The organism is Rhizobium sp. SL42, assembly GCF_021729845.1.
Classification (GTDB): domain Bacteria; phylum Pseudomonadota; class Alphaproteobacteria; order Rhizobiales; family Rhizobiaceae; genus Allorhizobium.
The window spans coordinates 544,153-558,453 of record NZ_CP063398.1 but is presented as its reverse complement, the minus strand read 5'-3'; the positions used below and the strand labels follow the sequence as shown (position 1 = coordinate 558,453).

Genomic DNA, 14,301 nt, shown 5'->3' with positions numbered 1-14,301 from the left:
GAACGGTCCGTCAGACCGTGACGAGATGCTTGCGCGTCTTCACTGTGCCGTGGTGTCAAACCTGCACAAATCCCTAACGCCACGCCCAGATCGCGAAGAGACCAATCAATGCTTGCGCAAGATACTGCCGCTCTGTCGTCGCGCGCGCATAACCCGGCTGGGGGATCTGACCGGACTGGACCGGATCGGCCTGCCGGTCGTTCAAACCGTGCGACCCGCGGCCCTCTCTGAAGTCACTTCACTCGGGCGGGGCCTTTGGATGGCGGGCGCGGCGGTGGGGGCGATCATGGAATCGCTTGAGCGGTTCTACGCTGAAGCCATTCCCTCCGAGTTTATATTTCAAGCGACGGCGGATGAACTCAAAATCGCTGACGGCCTGTTTGAAAATCTCCTGACACCGGATCGCCGGGGAAACTGGCGTGCAAGGAGCCTATCGTGGATCACCGGTATCGATATCAAGACCGGTTTGCCGCAACCGGTGCCGCTCGAACTGGTTCACGCCTGCTATACGGATCCGCCACTCGCTCATGATGGTGTGTTTATGCGCACGACCACGGGTCTTGCCTGTCACATGACATTGCTCGATGCGTTTGTGCATGGATTGTTCGAATGTATCGAGCGCGACGCCATCGCTCGCGCCTTTGCTACCCACGGCTTCTTTGATCGCATGCGTATTTCTCCGCTCGGGTTGGGGGACGGGGTTGATCACATCCTGTCCATTGTCGGCGAGCATCCTGTGTCCTTTGGCTTGTGGCTCGTTCCGTCGCCGGCAAAGGTTCCGGTGGTCTGGTGCCAGACGATCGAGACAGGTCCAGGCGAACCTATCCTTGCTCTTCCGACCGAGGGATATGCGGCGGCACCAAGCATCGCTACGGCGGCGGCGAGTGCGATGCTCGAAGCCTTGTCGGCACGAGCCGGCGCCATTTCGGGTGCGCGCGATGATCAAACCCGCGAGCACTACAGGCGCAGCACCGACATGGTCGTCGCCAAGGCACGCCAGCTTATTGTTGTAGACCCGACCAGGTTACCGCACCCGGCGATGGAAGCCTGCGCCGTGCCGGATCTCGGCTCGCTCATCGACAGGGTTCTTTCTGCCGGCTTCGGACCGATACTGGCTGTTCCGTTGGGATCGGACATCGAGACGGGTGTCCAATGCGTGAGAACCATTCTTGCCGGAGCCCGACCTTTTTCAATCCAGCGGTGAGTGTTGATATGGTCGATGGGAGCGCGGAAGGTCCGGTGGTGGTGTTCCTTGGTCCAACGCTTCGACTGGTCGAGGCCGAGCGGGTTCTCGATGCCATATACGTGCAGCCGGCCGCGCAAGGCGACATTTTGCTGGCCGCCCACGCATACCGTCCGCGGATCATGGTCCTGATCGACGGGCAATTCGAGGACAGGCCGGCCGTGCGGCACAAGGAAATCCTCTGGGCGATGGCACAGGGGATCCTGGTAATTGGGGCCGCGAGCATGGGCGCGCTCAGGGCCGCTGAACTCAATCCATTCGGTATGATTGGAGTAGGCCTGATCTACAGGTGGTATCGGCGCTGGCAACTGGCTCCCGACGATGCTGTCGCGGTTCTTTCAGGTCCGGCGGAACTCGGCTTCCTACCCTTGACGCACGCACTGATCGATCTTCAGCGGACATTCGCCAATCTGGAGCGCCAGAATTTGGCAACCCCCGCACAGCGCGCCGCGTTGACAACGATTGCACGTAACATGAATTTTCGGGAGCGCCGGTTCGAGTTGGTCATGCGGGATGCGGGATGGCCGGAAGAGCGGCTGAAGGAATTGTGCAAAGAGGTAGTGGGCCAAAAGAGACTGGATGCGCTGCTGGCGCTGCAAAGCGTGCCTGCCCTCGCGAGGGGGCACGCGGCGGGGCCGGCGAGCAGCACGTGGATTGCAACGAATACCTTTGTCCGCGATCTTGAGGCTGGCGGCATTGACTCAAAATTAGTCAACACTTATAAATTGAACCCTTAGATGCGAGTTTCAATCGAGGGGGCAAATGTGCGATGCGCCTGCTTCGGGACGATTCCCTCGATTCTGGAAATGCGCGTCTAGGCACGCGCTTCTGGATCTATCCCCAACCCCCCTTCATTCCCGGATACGAACAGCCCGACCGTGTGTGGCTGTCGATACAGCGGGATGAAATCGGCGAGGGGCCAAGCGACCTCTCCATGTATGTCGCTGATCCGGTCGATCACAAACAGCCCTATGGCTTTGCGAACCTGCCGCCGTTCGGTGGGGCAAAACGCGCGCCGGTCAGACCTGGACCGGACAGACACTTCGACAATATCGATCCAACCTCGCGTCCGTTCCTCGCGGTTCACGCCTATGCCTGCGTACGGTTTGTACTCGACATCTGGCAGAGCTATCTGGGACGGCGGGTCCACTGGTTTTTCGATCAGACCTTTCCGCGGCTTGAAATCATTCCATTTGTCGATTGGGATAATGCCCAGGCGGGATACGGCTTTCTGGAGCTGGGGTGTTCCGACGTCGATGGCATACTCAGACCTTACGCGTTGAATTTCGACACGATCGCCCACGAGGTCGGACATCTGATCATGCTGTCGGAGACTGGCGTGCCAACCGCAGCATCGCCCGACAGCGACTTCTTTTCGTATTCAGAAGCGTTTTCGGACTGCGTTTCGCTGATCTCGCTCCTGCATTTCGATTCCGCGATTGACCGGCTCTTGCGGAGAACGAAAGGCAATCTGCTGCTGTACAACGAACTGAACCGCTTTGCGGAAACAAGCCCCGAAACGCAGATCCGTCTGGCAACCAATTTCCGGAAAATGTCTGCGGTGACGCGCGAGGTCCACGACCGGGCATTGCCGTTTGTCGGCGCGATCTTCGACAGCATCGTTGCGCTTTATCATCGCGATCTTGTCGCCAAAGGCTGCGCCGACAAGCGGCTTCTGGACGTCGATCTGCGGGATCTGGCATGGGACGAGTTCGACATGTTTCGTCAAGCGACGGCGCAGGCATTCAGTGCCAGGCCGTTGTTTTTCAAACAGGCGTTGATCGGCGCACGGGACGCGGTTGGCTCGGCTTTGGCGGCTTCACTGAAAGCGCTTGATCCGGGCACGCTGCGACTGGATCAAGCGGCAGGCGCCGTCATTGCCGCCTCGGACGGGCGGGCGGCCGAGCTGCTGGAAGAGAATTTTGTGTGGCGTGAAATCATTGGATCGAGGTAAATATCAAAGGAGAGTGCGATGAGCGACTGCAGCAGTCATCCCGGTGTGGGGCCGTTTCTGGAAGGTTTGTCCGAGCCGGATTATCGATCTTACAATCCGAGCGAAGTGCGCCTCTACGGCAGGCCCGCCATCCATCGGCCAATTTTCAAGCTTTCGGACGAGACTATAACCAGGCAAATCTCTGAAAAACTGCAAGGGCTTACGGTCGATTCCGCGGAGATGCGGAAAATTGTTGAAGCCGTCAAGGAAGTCGCTGTCCTAAAGATTACCAGCGACGAAATATTCGGCATAGTCAATCAGCAGATCGTGTTGGCCATTGTCGATCACAATCTCAAGCTCCAGCAGCTTCCCGTCGATATCGGTGTTCCGTCGAAAAATTTTAAGGGTGATGACGGGCGCTATATAAAGAGCATTGGTGTGATTTACGGCTATGCCTATGAGGGGCATTGCTACACGTTGCCGAAACCCCAGATCATGTATCTGCCCGAAGAGGCACATGCGATCAAAGGGGGCGATTGCGGTTGTGACTGCGGCTATGTGCCCGAACTTGGCTATGTCGTGTGGCAAATCGACAAGCTTGAACGCGTCGTCGCGCTCGATGTCCGATCCGATGATCTGAAGACGTTGGTTTTGGACGAAAATATGCCCGGAAACCGGTCGCCACTCGCTTATGCACAGACGATGGCGCTGGCCCCGCAACGACACCGTGACTGATGACCTTGCGCTGTGGGCAAACTCGTTGTCAGTTTGCTCTTGCAGGCCTGTACCATATTCCCGAGCGGCGGGCATAGAAGCCGGTATGTCGGCAAGGCAGCCATGGAGTATGGGGCCGGCTGGCCTGCCGTCGGTTGGTGGCTTGATTGCATCTTGCGGATCAGTCGATCAGGACGTCGCAATCCCGTCGGACGTCATGCTGTTTGGTGGTGCTGTTGCTTGCAATCCAAGTCAGGGTGCGATGGATTGATGACGAGGCCCTTTGCGACCCATGACGTTTGCCGATTGAATTGGCAACAGACGCTTCGATCTTCTCGCGCCGTTCGCGGGCCTTGGAGTATCATGTCGAGTGCGTGATCCCATGTCGGTCGTTCTCGATGTGTATGGTGAGCCACGCGGCAATGCCAACACTGGCAATCATACGGTCGCCGCAAGACGTCTTGCGTTCGGACGTGCCGGACTGAGTGTCGAGGCGGTCTCCGCCAAGGTCGGCTTCGGCAGCGCCGCCGCATTTTCCCGTGCTCATCATCGCAAGTTCAGCGCTGCGCCGATCTATAGCAAAACGAAGCCATGGAACGGTGCATGATTTACCACCGGGCAATTGAGCCACTCTCGCGGATAATCAGCTTGACATTAATGATGATGGACATCATATAAAATAAATGATGGTCGTCATCGAAAAGTCCACAGTGCGTCCGTAACGGACGCGCGCTGTGTGACGGTTTTGCAAGCGACGATGTGTCCAACGTGAGGGAAGAACAGATGATGGCATTCCTCACGGGTGCTTCCACCGGGATTGCCATGGCGTGGCACAAACCGTTGGGCGTCAACTAGCCGGGCCGGGGTGTGGCGGTTCGCCGTTCATTGGTCACAAACAATTGCCTGCCTGCGAATCCGGGCAGATCAGGAACGCAAAGATGGTCAATTTCGTCAAAAACTCAGATTTCAACAAGCGGTATCAAGATGCCCCGAACAGTTCGATCACAATCGGCGGGGTGCATTTTGCCTATCGGGAGCTTGGTCCGCGAACTGGTGTGCCGATCATCCTCCTCAATCATTGGGGCGCGGTGCTCGACAATTTCGATCCGCGCATTGTCGATGCGCTGTCGGCCACCCATTGGGTGATAGCGACGGACTATCGCGGCATTGGCGGCTCAGGTGGGACAGCACCGCTCACCGTCGGCGAGATGGCGCAAGATGTGGTCGACCTTATCCGTGCTCTGGGCTTGGAGAAGGTCGATCTGCTTGGCTTCTCACTGGGCGGTTTCGTTGCGCAGGATGTGGCGCTCAAGCAACCGGGGCTGGCGCGCAAGTTGATCCTCACCGGGACCGGGCCGGCCGGCGGGCAGGGTATCGACCGGGTAGGGGCCGTCTCGTGGCCGCTGATGATCAAAGGCCTGCTGACGATGCGCGATCCAAAGTTCTATCTCTTCTTCACGTCGACTGCGAACGGCCGCCAAGCCGCAAAAGCTTTTCTCGACCGCTTGAAGGAGCGCAAGACGGATCGGGACAAGGCGCCGACGCCGAAGGCCTTCCTCAGGCAGCTCAAGGCGATCAAGGCCTGGGGACGGCAGGCACCGCAGGGCCTCAGTACACTTGATTTGCCTGTACTGATCGCCAATGGCGACAATGACATCATGGTCCCAACCGCAAACAGCCTCGACATGGCGCGGCGCATCAAGGGGTCGGAACTGGTGATCTACCCGGACGCAGGGCATGGCGGAATCTTCCAGTATCACGCCGAGTTCACCACCAAAGCGCTTACCTTCCTGGCGGCCTGAATGCCAGACAATCAAGATTGGAGAAAAGCCCATGAAGGCTTTCATCGTTGAGAAATACAAGAAGAACGGCGAGTTGCGCATGGTCGATACCGCGGAACCGGTGATGCAGGCCGATGATGTCCTGGTCGAGATCAAGGCGACCGGGGTCAACCTGCTCGATTCCAAGGTGCGCGACGGCGAATTCAAGCTGCTCCTGCCCTACAAGCCACCTTTCATTCTTGGGCATGATGTTGCGGGTACGGTCCTCGCCGTTGGGGCGAATGTCCGCCACTTCAGAGTCGGCGACGAGGTATATGCTCGTCCCCGCGATCATCGTGTCGGAACATTTGCAGAGCGCATCGCGATCCACGCAGGCGACGTCGCGCTGAAGCCCAAAAACCTTGGGTGGACGGACGCGGCGTCCATACCTCTGGTCGGTCTGACGGCCTGGCAGGCGCTGGTCGAACTTGGCAAGCTTCGCAAAGGGCAGAAGGTCTTCATTCAGGCCGGTTCAGGCGGTGTCGGGACCTTCGCCATTCAGCTCGCCAAACATCTGGGAGCATTCGTTGCCACGACCACGAGTTCTAAAAACGCCGAGCTCGTCAGGAGCCTGGGTGCCGATGTCATCATCGACTACAGGGCACAGGATTTCGAGACTGTGCTGTCCGACTATGACTTCGTCCTGCATAGCCAGGACCAGAAGACGTTGGAAAAGTCGCTTCGAGTGCTCAAGCGCGGTGGTCACCTCGTGTCAATTTCGGGGCCGCCGGATCCGGCATTTGCAAAATCGCTCGGGCTCAATTTTGTCCTGAAGCTGGTGTTCGGCTTGCTCAGCATGCGCGTGCGCAGAACGGCCAAAAAACACGGGCTCCGTTACGACTTTCTGTTCATGCGGGCTGACGGACGGCAATTGGCAAATATCACTGCCCTCGTCGAAAACGGTGTGATCAAGCCCGTCGTTGACAAGGTCTTCCCGTTCGAAAAGACCGGTGAAGCATTGGCCTATGTCGAGACGGGACGGGCCAAGGGCAAAGTCGTCATCGAGGTGCGATAAAGGCCGATAGGCGCTCCTGCGGGCCCCGTAGTCGACATTGCCAGAAGCATGTCGTTGCGGATGGTCGAGGAGGGTGATGACGAGCTTCTTTCAAGGCAGATGCTGGCATGCTCCGGACCGATGTGCCTATCGTCTGCAAGGAACAACGACCGTGCTGGTGCTGCTGCGGCAACTGGCCTGGTGATCTTCAGAAACCTCGATCATCTCCAATGAGCGCGCGGCAGGATTGCTCGATCGTGAGCAATCCGCGACCTGCTGGCGCGAGATTGCCTGAGTGCACAAACCCACTGGGTCCCGGAAAGGGGAAGCCTCAGGCACGAAAAATCCGGGACGCACCCTTGACAATTTACATGTTGATCGTCATCTATAAATATAGATTACGAACATCATCATTGTGGCAAAACCAGAAAGAAAGAGTTTCAAAATGTCTTCCAAATCCACAGTCCTGATCACTGGCGCTTCAACCGGTATCGGAGCGACCTATGCTCAACGGTTTGCAGAGCGTGGACACGACCTCGTGCTCGTTGCGCGCAATATCGAGAAGCTTGAGGCAAATGCTGCGAAGCTGAGACAGCAGGCAGGCATTAACGTCGATCTTCTGCCCGCCGATCTGACGGATGAAACCCAACTACAGGCCGTCGAAACGCGATTGCGCGATGACGCGTCGATCGGCATTCTAGTCAACAATGCTGGCGGCAATGTCGGTGGGACGTTTGTCACGCAGAGTGTTGGCGACCTGACGAAACTGGTGACGCTCAACGCCACGAGCATCCTGCGTCTCAGCCATGCCGTTGCCCCCCGTTTCGCAGAAAAGGGCGAAGGCTCCATCATCAATATCAGTTCCGTGCTGGGCCTTGCTCCGGAATGGGGCACAAGCGTCTATTCCGCAACCAAGGCATTTGTCTTGTCGATCTCGCAGGCGCTGCAGGCCGAACTGGGGCAGAGCGGCGTCTATGTTCAGGCTGTGCTTCCCGCAGCAACACGCACCGACATATGGAACTTCGTCGCGGAAGATAAGCGTCCTCCGATGATGGAAGTTGCCGAAATGGTCGATGCTGCACTTGTCGGTTTCGATCGACGCGAAGGCGTCACCATTCCGCATCTGCATGAAGAGGCTCATTGGGTTGCCATGGAAGCCGCTCGCAAGGCGCTCATGCAGGATACTGGCCATACCAGCGCCGCAAGCCGTTATCTCGCCGCGAATTAAAGCAGCCGGCAGTCGTCATTTTCCTGGTTGAAGGATCAATGAAATGACCTTCGGAACTTTGTTGCCACAAACGCCGGGAACGCTCTTTTCGAGAGCGTTACGGATTTTGACGACAAGGACCTTATGCCGGGTGAAGTACCAGCGACCGTGGAGCATTCCACGGTCAGCTTCAAGGATAGAGCATGGCACTGACAGGTGCTTTGTCGATCACGCAGAGCTTGCCGACAATTGCATACGCGGGCTTGCTAAGAAAATTCTGAGAGATGAGGTGCAGAGCGGGACCATCGGTCACGAAAAAGCTGAAGCAGAACGGGAGACGACATGAAAGTCACGCGCGAACAGGTTGTTGAGAACAGGCGGCGCATACTCGATTCAGCCAGCCAGCTTTTCCGGAGCAGAGGTATCGATTCCGTCACCGTGGCTGAGGTGATGCAATGCGCCGGCTTGACCCATGGTGGCTTCTATCGGCATTTCGCGTCCAAGAACGATCTGGTTGCGCAGGCATTGGGCCATAGCATGAAGGCTGACATCGACCGACCGTTCGATTTGCCTGGCTATATAGATAGCTACTTGTCCTCGCATCATCGGGACAATCCCGGGCTGGGATGCCCAACGGCAGCGCTTGCTTCGGAGATGCGTCGCCAGAACCCCCAGGCACGAGCGGTGATGTCGTCAGGTGCCCATCTGGTCTTAGACACGATTGCAGATGCGGTATCGGCTCCCGTTGCAGCGGAAGGACGTCAGGCAGCAATCGGAAGCTGGGCAGCTATGGTCGGTGCGATCATTATCGCCCGGGCTGTCGACGATCGCAAACTCTCTGACGAGATACTGGAGGAGACGCGTCGCTTCATCTTATCCGCGATGACGTAAGTCTGCTCGCGACTGTCCACCGAGCCCTCGACAGGCCAGCCGCATTTCCGACACCACAGCCGCCGTCACCACGCCGCTGTTGGTGCGCACTTATTCCGATAGGATTGCCTTCGTTGCGGCCTCGAGAATTTCGCTCGATAGGCTCGAATCCTCCACCGTGCGCGCCAGCATCAATGCGCCGACCATGGTCGCCAGGGTCGCGATGGCCGCATCTCGCCGGGAGGTGTCTCCTTGTGGCTCGACGATGGATTCGAGCATTCCAATATGGTCCTCCACGCCGCGTTGCATCACTCGGCGCACCTGCGGACCATGACGGGCCGCATCTGGGCCGAGCGATGCCAAAGCGCAGCCGTTTGCGATGGCATTGCGATGTCCATCAGACAGATAGTGGCGCACGGCCGTCTCGAATGATGCACCTTTGTCCTTGCCGACCAACGAGGAGAGCTGCTCTCTTGACTGGTTCAGCGCGGCCTGGGTCGCTTTGGCGATCAGGTCGTCCTTGGATTCAAACTGCTTGTAAAAGCCGCCATGCGTCAAACCGGCAGCTTGCATCAGGGTGCTGACCCCGACACCGTCGAAGCCTTTTTCTCGAAACAACCGACTGGAGGTCTCAATGACCTGCTGCCGGTTTTCTTCGGCTTTTTCTCTCGTGACTTTCATGGCTCTTGCCTTGGTGGATGTGTTGCTCACATATATATGATGAATAGCATCTTACTCAAGGCCAGTACTTCGGAAACGATTCCGGCCGAAGTGGCCTTGGAAGCCGAAGCCGGTGGTTCTGTAGATGTCGACAAATCGACATTACGGGTATATACATCAAATATGACCCGATGCTATTCCACATTGTTGCGTGAGGCGACCCGCAAGGTTTCGACGATTTACGACGACGCGCTGTCTCCGCTCGGCGTAAATGTCGCACAGTTTTCGCTTCTGAGGCGTATCGAGCGGCTGCAACCGGTCAGCCTGAGCGACTTGGCGCGCAGTGTGCAGCTTGATCGTTCGACAATTGGCCGAAACGTCCGGGTGATCGAGCGTATGGGGCTCTTGGAAACGCGGCGTGGTGATCTCGATCAGCGCGAGGCGATGATCCGGTTGACCGGGGCGGGTGTGGAATTGCTTCGCGTGGCAGGTCCGGTCTGGGACGGATGCCAACGAGAAATGGAGGATCGGCTCGGACCCGTGAAGATCACGGCGCTGCAGGATATCCTTCGATCGATATGATTTGTTTGTTCAAGCTGGGGTATATACCCGCAATAGGGACGTAGTATGACGACTGAACCTCTCGTTTCCGGCGATGCCTCTGCGCCAGCACAATTCTCCTTGAAGAGGGGTATTCACTATGGCTGGGTCGTCGTTGCGGTCACCTTCCTGACGATGATGGTCGGGGCGAGTGCGGTCGGTGCACCGGGTGTTCTGATCGGCCCCTTGCAGAAGGAGTTTGGCTGGAACATCGCCGACATCTCTGCGGCCTTTGCCATTCGTTTCCTGCTCTTCGGTGCAGTCGGTCCCTTCGCGGCCGCATTCCTCACCCGCTTCGGCGTGAAGCGCGTATCGGTTTTTGCTCTCGGTCTGATCGCGGCAGGTGTTGTCGGATCGTTCACGATGACATCTCTGATCGAGCTCTTCCTCCTCTGGGGCGTCATTGTGGGGGTCGGCACGGGCTTCACTGCGATGGTGCTGGGCGCGACTGTCGCTACGCGCTGGTTTGTTGCAAAGCGTGGCCTGGTCATCGGTCTGCTCAGCGCCAGCGTCGCCACCGGACAAGTGCTCTTTCTGCCTGCATTCGCCGCTCTCTCTGAAACCTGGGGTTGGCGGATCGCGCTCAGCCTTCTGCTTGCTATGCTGGGCTTCAGCGCCATGGTTGTGCTGTTCCTGATGCGCGAGCGGCCCGCTGATGTCGGTTTGTTGCCCTTTGGCGCATCCGATGCTCCCAGGCCGGAACCACAGCAGGTATCGCTCCTCAACACGCTCCTGGCACCCATCCGTGTGCTCGTTGTCGCCATCCGATCCGCTGCGTTCTGGATATTGTTCGGCACTTTCTTCATTTGCGGCGCAACCACGACCGGGCTTGTCCAGACCCATCTGGTGGCAATCTGCGGGGATTTCGGCATCGCTCCGGTCATGGCGGCCGGAATGCTCGCCGCGATCGGAGCCTTCAATTTCATCGGTACCATCGCTTCCGGTTGGCTGTCCGATCGCTTTGATAGCCGCTGGTTGCTGTTCTGGTACTATGGCCTGCGCGGTCTCTCGCTTCTGTATCTGCCTTACACGGATTTCGGATTCTATGAGCTGAGCATTTTCACCTTGTTTTACGGCCTTGATTGGCTGGCGACCGTTCCGCCGACCGTCAAGCTCACTTCCGAAAAATTCGGTGCCGATGCCACCATCGTCTTTGGGTGGGTGTTTCTCGGCCATCAGATCGGAGCGGCGGTGGCTGCTTGGGGTGCAGGGCTGACCCGCAGCGTCTACGCCACCTATCTCCCCGCTTTCTACATTGCGGGCGTGATTTGCCTGGCTGCCGCCATCGCGGTGTTTGCAATTCGAAAAACCACAGCCATCAACCAGCCAAGGATGGTCTGATCTGCCAATGGAAAGGGAGATGTCGGGCTCGACGAACTGAGACAGGCACAAGCGTGCGCTGGTCTATCATCTGTCCGAGAGCGAGGGATTGGCAGGTCTATTCGTTCAAGGTCACCACTTGCCGGAACCGCTGCCGGTACTGGAGCGGCGAAATCCCCGTCGTTCGCTTGAACAGCCGTCTGAATGCGGCGGGTTCGCCATAGCCGACCTCTTCGGCAATGGCGTCAATCCCGGAGTCGGACGCCTCCAGCATCTGTTTTGCCTCTTCCACGCGCAGGGATTGCACATATTCAAGCGGTGAATAGCCCGCGGCCGCCTCGAAGCGTCGCTTGAAGGTCCGAGGCGCCAGACCGGAAACTGCGGTCATTCCGGCCACCGGATTTGGCGAACCATAGTTCTCCGCGATCCAGACCTGAGCTGCAGTCACGGCCGCGTCGTCATGTTGGGGCGGGCGGACGCGCGCGGCAAACGGAGCCTGCCCGTTGCTGCGATCACCAAACAGGAACAGCTTCGCCGTACGCCGCGCCTCGTCCTCGCCGCAAAAGCGCGCAACGATATAGAGCGCCAAATCTGTCCAAGACGCGTTGCCGCCGGATGTGACAATCCGATGCTCGACGCCGGAGGACACCAGAACCCGTTCAGGCCGCAGTTGAACCGCCGGATAGCGGAAGCGGATCTGATCGGTCGCGGCCCAATGGCAGGTCGCTTCCACGCCGTCCAGAAGGCCTGCCTCGGCCAACATCAGCGACCCCGTGCATACCGAACAGACCAGAGCGCCTTGCGCATGCTGGTGGCGCAGCCAGCGCGCCACTTCAGGCCAACGGCCGCGTGTCTCATCCTCGCGGCCGATTGCCAGGTCCGCCACAATGACGATATCGGCGCGTTTCGCCTCCTCCAAGGACATGTGGGGTGCAATCGGCAAGCCGACACTGTTGTGAAACGGCTCCGGGCCGCTGGCGACGATGCGGGGCGAGAACCGGCGAGGCCCCGGTGGCCAGCCGGTCAACATTTCCCAGCCGGAGCCTACATAGGAGAAAACTTCGTAGAGACCATGGAGCACACCGGTCGCCGTTTCAGGCACCGCGACGAGGCAAACGGAAATCTTCTTGGGCACGACGGGAACGGTCATGCCTCTATTTGGCACATTTGGACCGTTTTTGTCGAATCCATGTCTCACGCCGACGGCATGCCCCATGCGATCAGGTCACCCAGCGGCCGCATAGGGCGACCGTTTGCAAGGATGGCCCTCATGACTGACATCACAATGACCGCACGTCCACAACGCCGAATTCTGTGGCGCATCTGGCTCACGCTGCCGTTCGCCCGCCGACGCAAGCCATTGGTCGACCTCGATACCTTCTCCGACCATTTGCTGCGCGACATCGCCATGACGCGCGACCCGATCGACCGGATGGCAATCCGGTTCTTGCAGGATGCAAGCGCGGTTCGGGCTGCTCGGGGGCGGAAACAATGACATTCCGGTTCACCAGGCGCCTGCTGCTTGGCAGCACCTTCGTCGCCACAGGCGCCATTCTGACTGGTCTTGGCTTTGCCCGCGGCCAGACACTTTCAACGAAAGGCAAGATCATGCTCAATTCCTATTCGCCCATTTCCCGCGGCCTTGTCGAAGCGGCAGCATTTCCTCTGATCGAGGCCATTCACGGTCGCCGGTCGCGCCGCTTTGCCAAGGGGGCAAGCATCCCAGACGGGCCACTGGCCTATGTCTCCAGCGAGGCGCCGCAGGCGCTGGATGAGACCGAGCAGATGCTGCTGATTTCGACCGTCGCCGGCAATACCGGCTGGGCAAACCTGTTTGCCCATCATCCCGGCTACAAGGGCAAGCTGCCGAACTACACCACAGCTGCTGGCGGACGAAGCTTTCCGTCGTCGGCGGGGTTCAATACGACGGAGTTCTTCTTCACCGATGACACGGGCGTCTATTTCCTGCCGACCCGTGACATGACGCCGGCTTCAACCGATGGCTCCGTCGACCTCAAGGGATGGGCCGAGGCGCACCGGTCGCGGATCGTCAAGCTGGCTGACGGGCGGATGAATATTCCAGCCGCCATGCCGTATATGGAGGGCCACAACACGTGGTGCGCCAACGTGCCGGGCTCGACGCTGATCTGGCCGGTCGCCGATGTTGCACAGCATGTGATCCTGCTGCTCTTGTACCTCGTGCAAAACGGTACCGGCATCTACGATGACGTGAACGGCCGTCAGATTCCGGGACTGGAACGGTTCGCCCAACGGCTGAACATGGAGGTTGCCTATCCGATGACCTTCCTCGAACAGGTGGCGATGACCGATGTGGCGACAGAGACGGGGACGGCGTGTTATGCAGGGGCCCTGATGCTGCAGGCCCTGGGCCTGGGCGGCTGGATGTATACCGGCATCAATCCCTTCGTCGTTCTGGGTGCAAGCGACAATCCTGCAGTTCCGGGGCTGGGATTCCAGTATCGCATGCTTGATGGCAATCCGTTGCCCTATTTTACAGGCTTGCCGGGCGTGTTCGAGGCACATGTGCCGCCGCACCATGCCAGCATGCGCGCGGCGGTGGAGGCGGTTGTTGAGCGCAAGTTCGGCAAGGGTGGGCCGTTTGATACGGATCAGGGCGGGCCATACCGCGAAAATGCGGCGGTCCGCGGTTCCGGCGCAAGGATCGACGCCGAGGCGATTGAGATCGCCGTGATCATGGCAGAATACGTTTTCTCCACGTTCGGGCGGTTTCCGGCGACTGCCCCTGCGGTTTTCATCAACACCTACCTGCAGGCGCATCGGCTCGACACCGGGTTCTACGACACACATTTCGGGCCTGAGGCTTATCTGCAGACCCATGCGGACCACGACAGCAACTGGAGCTGATCTGGCTCGGGGGCGTTGAATTGGCTTTTCAAGCGGCCCCGGTCGTCAGCCGGG

15 protein-coding genes are annotated in these 14,301 nt (G+C 58.7%); 13 read left to right on the top strand and 2 right to left on the bottom strand.

Features of this window, described 5'->3' with window-relative positions; translation table 11 throughout:
• Positions 1–25 precede the first annotated feature (25 nt).
• The 9 genes from IM739_RS21505 to IM739_RS21465 all read left to right on the top strand — a co-directional run bounded on the left by IM739_RS21505 (position 26) and on the right by IM739_RS21465 (position 8,802).
• Positions 26–1,204 (top strand): YcaO-like family protein, encoded by a 1,179-nt coding sequence (locus IM739_RS21505; RefSeq protein WP_442981168.1) that lies wholly within the window; start codon positions 26–28, stop codon positions 1,202–1,204.
• Between the two features lie 8 nt (positions 1,205–1,212).
• On the top strand, positions 1,213–1,980 hold the full coding sequence (locus tag IM739_RS21500; protein ID WP_237371715.1) for a TfuA-like protein: 768 nt from the start codon (positions 1,213–1,215) through the stop codon (positions 1,978–1,980).
• A 32-nt stretch (positions 1,981–2,012) separates the two neighbouring features.
• Positions 2,013–3,197, top strand: a complete 1,185-nt coding sequence (locus IM739_RS21495; protein WP_237371271.1) for a hypothetical protein — start codon at positions 2,013–2,015, stop codon at positions 3,195–3,197.
• A gap of 18 nt (positions 3,198–3,215) precedes the next feature.
• Positions 3,216–3,911 carry a hypothetical protein gene (locus IM739_RS21490; RefSeq protein ID WP_237371270.1) on the top strand — a complete coding sequence of 232 codons (696 nt, stop codon included), beginning with the start codon at positions 3,216–3,218 and terminating at the stop codon, positions 3,909–3,911.
• A gap of 349 nt (positions 3,912–4,260) precedes the next feature.
• Entirely contained in the window at positions 4,261–4,497 is a 237-nt protein-coding gene (locus tag IM739_RS21485) for a hypothetical protein (protein ID WP_237371269.1), read from the top strand.
• Between the two features lie 331 nt (positions 4,498–4,828).
• A complete protein-coding gene (locus IM739_RS21480) occupies positions 4,829–5,692 on the top strand; it encodes an alpha/beta fold hydrolase (protein ID WP_237371268.1) in 864 nt (287 codons plus the stop codon).
• A 31-nt stretch (positions 5,693–5,723) separates the two neighbouring features.
• A complete protein-coding gene (locus IM739_RS21475; protein ID WP_237371267.1) occupies positions 5,724–6,725 on the top strand; it encodes an NADP-dependent oxidoreductase in 1,002 nt (333 codons plus the stop codon).
• Between the two features lie 424 nt (positions 6,726–7,149).
• A complete protein-coding gene (locus IM739_RS21470) occupies positions 7,150–7,932 on the top strand; it encodes an SDR family NAD(P)-dependent oxidoreductase (RefSeq protein ID WP_237371266.1) in 783 nt (260 codons plus the stop codon).
• 321 nt (positions 7,933–8,253) lie between these two features.
• Positions 8,254–8,802, top strand: a complete 549-nt coding sequence (locus IM739_RS21465) for a TetR/AcrR family transcriptional regulator (RefSeq protein ID WP_237371265.1) — start codon at positions 8,254–8,256, stop codon at positions 8,800–8,802.
• A 90-nt stretch (positions 8,803–8,892) separates the two neighbouring features.
• Here the strand turns inward: IM739_RS21465 and IM739_RS21460 are convergent, their stop codons facing one another.
• Positions 8,893–9,492, bottom strand: a complete 600-nt coding sequence (locus IM739_RS21460; RefSeq protein WP_237371264.1) for a TetR/AcrR family transcriptional regulator — start codon at positions 9,490–9,492, stop codon at positions 8,893–8,895.
• 132 nt (positions 9,493–9,624) lie between these two features.
• Between IM739_RS21460 and IM739_RS21455 the strand changes: the two genes are divergently transcribed.
• Together IM739_RS21455 and IM739_RS21450 are read left to right on the top strand one after the other, a co-directional pair.
• A complete protein-coding gene (locus IM739_RS21455) occupies positions 9,625–10,023 on the top strand; it encodes a MarR family winged helix-turn-helix transcriptional regulator (RefSeq protein ID WP_237371263.1) in 399 nt (132 codons plus the stop codon).
• A 45-nt stretch (positions 10,024–10,068) separates the two neighbouring features.
• Entirely contained in the window at positions 10,069–11,382 is a 1,314-nt protein-coding gene (locus IM739_RS21450) for an MFS transporter (RefSeq protein WP_237371262.1), read from the top strand.
• Between the two features lie 97 nt (positions 11,383–11,479).
• Here IM739_RS21450 and IM739_RS21445 read toward each other — a convergent pair whose 3' ends face one another.
• Positions 11,480–12,511 (bottom strand): GlxA family transcriptional regulator, encoded by a 1,032-nt coding sequence (locus IM739_RS21445; protein WP_237371261.1) that lies wholly within the window; start codon positions 12,509–12,511, stop codon positions 11,480–11,482.
• Positions 12,512–12,631: 120 nt separating this feature from the next.
• Here IM739_RS21445 and IM739_RS21440 point away from each other — a divergent pair, with 120 nt between their 5' ends.
• Positions 12,632–12,856, top strand: coding sequence for a hypothetical protein (locus IM739_RS21440; protein ID WP_237371260.1), 225 nt, complete (start codon positions 12,632–12,634; stop codon positions 12,854–12,856).
• Complete coding sequence (locus IM739_RS21435) at positions 12,853–14,247, top strand: hypothetical protein (RefSeq protein ID WP_237371259.1); 1,395 nt, start codon at positions 12,853–12,855, stop codon at positions 14,245–14,247. Before IM739_RS21440 ends, IM739_RS21435 begins: the two co-directional genes overlap by 4 nt.
• Positions 14,248–14,301 lie beyond the last annotated feature (54 nt).

What these genes read in the sequence shown, in the direction of transcription:
- IM739_RS21475 (WP_237371267.1), top strand. Translation starts at nt 5,724, where the DNA reads ATGAAGGCTTTCATCGTTGAGAAATACAAGAAGAACGGCGAGTTGCGC.
- IM739_RS21505 (WP_442981168.1), top strand. Translation starts at nt 26, where the DNA reads ATGCTTGCGCGTCTTCACTGTGCCGTGGTGTCAAACCTGCACAAATCC.
- IM739_RS21500 (WP_237371715.1), top strand. Translation starts at nt 1,213, where the DNA reads ATGGTCGATGGGAGCGCGGAAGGTCCGGTGGTGGTGTTCCTTGGTCCA.
- IM739_RS21435 (WP_237371259.1), top strand. Translation starts at nt 12,853, where the DNA reads ATGACATTCCGGTTCACCAGGCGCCTGCTGCTTGGCAGCACCTTCGTC.
- IM739_RS21450 (WP_237371262.1), top strand. Translation starts at nt 10,069, where the DNA reads ATGACGACTGAACCTCTCGTTTCCGGCGATGCCTCTGCGCCAGCACAA.
- IM739_RS21490 (WP_237371270.1), top strand. Translation starts at nt 3,216, where the DNA reads ATGAGCGACTGCAGCAGTCATCCCGGTGTGGGGCCGTTTCTGGAAGGT.
- IM739_RS21470 (WP_237371266.1), top strand. Translation starts at nt 7,150, where the DNA reads ATGTCTTCCAAATCCACAGTCCTGATCACTGGCGCTTCAACCGGTATC.
- IM739_RS21440 (WP_237371260.1), top strand. Translation starts at nt 12,632, where the DNA reads ATGACTGACATCACAATGACCGCACGTCCACAACGCCGAATTCTGTGG.
- IM739_RS21495 (WP_237371271.1), top strand. Translation starts at nt 2,013, where the DNA reads ATGCGCCTGCTTCGGGACGATTCCCTCGATTCTGGAAATGCGCGTCTA.
- IM739_RS21480 (WP_237371268.1), top strand. Translation starts at nt 4,829, where the DNA reads ATGGTCAATTTCGTCAAAAACTCAGATTTCAACAAGCGGTATCAAGAT.
- IM739_RS21455 (WP_237371263.1), top strand. Translation starts at nt 9,625, where the DNA reads ATGACCCGATGCTATTCCACATTGTTGCGTGAGGCGACCCGCAAGGTT.
- IM739_RS21445 (WP_237371261.1), bottom strand. Translation starts at nt 12,511, where the DNA reads ATGACCGTTCCCGTCGTGCCCAAGAAGATTTCCGTTTGCCTCGTCGCG.
- IM739_RS21465 (WP_237371265.1), top strand. Translation starts at nt 8,254, where the DNA reads ATGAAAGTCACGCGCGAACAGGTTGTTGAGAACAGGCGGCGCATACTC.